Consider the following 1,657-nt stretch of genomic DNA (forward strand, 5'->3'; position numbering starts at 1 on the left):
CCTAAATTCCACGTGTGTTTTTTATTAGCTTCAAAAATCACTATTTCACGAAGAATTTAGACTGCTTCTCACACATTGTAACATTATTTACAACCACCTTTCAATCATTTTTGATAAATCATTGATTTCATCTTTGCTGCAATGATACTTAATAAACTCTGCAAGTTATCCACAGAGCAACACTCAATTTTATTGATGATATTCTTATTATACCAGACATTTTTCATACACTCCCTTGTACGGATAGTTTTCCGACAACTTCATGATTACATATCTTGCGGTTTTGATTATTTTTGCTGCAAGAAATACATACTTCAAACGAAAGGTCTTTATTTGCTGTCTGTATTCTGAAGAGTCCAAGGAATCAAACTTGAACAACAAAAATAGGTTATATGAAAGCATCATCATTTGAAACACGGCTTCATTCGCCCAAAATGACTTTAGCAAGAGATGACCCACCGCCATGTCGTATTTGGCTTCTTTGATATAGTTTTCAGCATTACCACGCTTTTCATAGTATATAACTACTTTTTCAGAAAGCAAGGTAGTATTTGTTACAAAGAAAAAGTAGTCGTATTCGGAACCTTCTAAAAGTGATAATTGTGCTCTTTCTTTTTCTGGTTTCAGTACGCGAGATACGACAAATCTTCTGTCTTTTTCCCATTTAACTAATTTTGTATACAGTTCTGTAGTTTCTCTACCTTCTTCTCCTTTAACGAATACAATTGATGAATTCGTTGCTTGTGAGGTGAGTGTAGAATAACTTTTGGCTTTAATTAAATATTTGCATCCAAGAGATTCTATCGTTTCGATAATTTTTTCATCAAAGTAGCCACTATCCATTCGAAATAAAATTTCTAAATCGTCTGATTTGATGTTAGCAACAATTTCTTTGATCATTTCCGCAGCACCGTTTGCAGTGTAAGTATTGCCACTTCTTACAAATCCGGTAACATATGCTTTTAATTCGTCGCAAAATGCAAATTGGATATTGTAGCATCGGTTTCCCAGTTTCTTAGGATTATATCCTTTTGACGCACCTTCTTGATGACCTTCTACGTTAATTACACTACTATCAATATCAATCGTAATGGATGTCAATTTACTTTTAGTGAGCAGTTTTTTAAAGACTTTAAAATTAATGTCTCTAAACATTTGGGTTGTCTTGAAGTTGAAGTTTCCTAGAAACCGTGACACTGTTTCAGGTTCTTTTACGGAAATATCAAACTCGTTGACGAGGGGATCATTTTGAAGTAGCTTTAGACGTTCTAACTTATCAATGCCAATGAAGTGACCGCAGAGCATGGTCTTTATATGATTCATCTTGATTTTATTTGTTGAGTCATTATCAAATACGAGGTCATTTTCAATAAAATCAAAAATCCCATTGCTTTTTGCATTCTCAAGGAGCAGAAAAAGACCTGCATTTGATGTTAGATTCTTAGCTTTGAAATCAATTTTATTAATCATAATTAGAACCCCTTTTTACTACTTTTCTTACTATTATTTTACCATATATCGAGTCATAAAAGCTGATAATTTAACATATTTTTGAGCACTTTTCTTTCACCCAATGGGTGAAAGCTGAATTTCGAAGGAATGCATATTTATCAAGGCTTTGATTATGCTTTTTGAAGTACTGACGTAGAATCTAGGT

1 protein-coding gene is annotated in these 1,657 nt (G+C 33.1%); it reads right to left on the minus strand.

Annotated features, from left to right (window positions below; all coding sequences use genetic code 11):
• Positions 1 to 207 precede the first annotated feature (207 nt).
• Positions 208 to 1,470 (minus strand): IS1380-like element ISEcp1 family transposase, encoded by a 1,263-nt coding sequence (locus M0413_RS22545; protein ID WP_000608644.1) that lies wholly within the window; start codon positions 1,468 to 1,470, stop codon positions 208 to 210.
• Between the last annotated feature and the right edge of the window lie 187 nt (positions 1,471 to 1,657).

Source organism: Shewanella sp. 8A (assembly GCF_023475945.1).
Lineage (GTDB): Bacteria > Pseudomonadota > Gammaproteobacteria > Enterobacterales > Shewanellaceae > Shewanella > Shewanella xiamenensis.

What these genes read in the sequence shown, in the direction of transcription:
- M0413_RS22545 (WP_000608644.1), bottom strand. Translation starts at nt 1,470, where the DNA reads ATGATTAATAAAATTGATTTCAAAGCTAAGAATCTAACATCAAATGCA.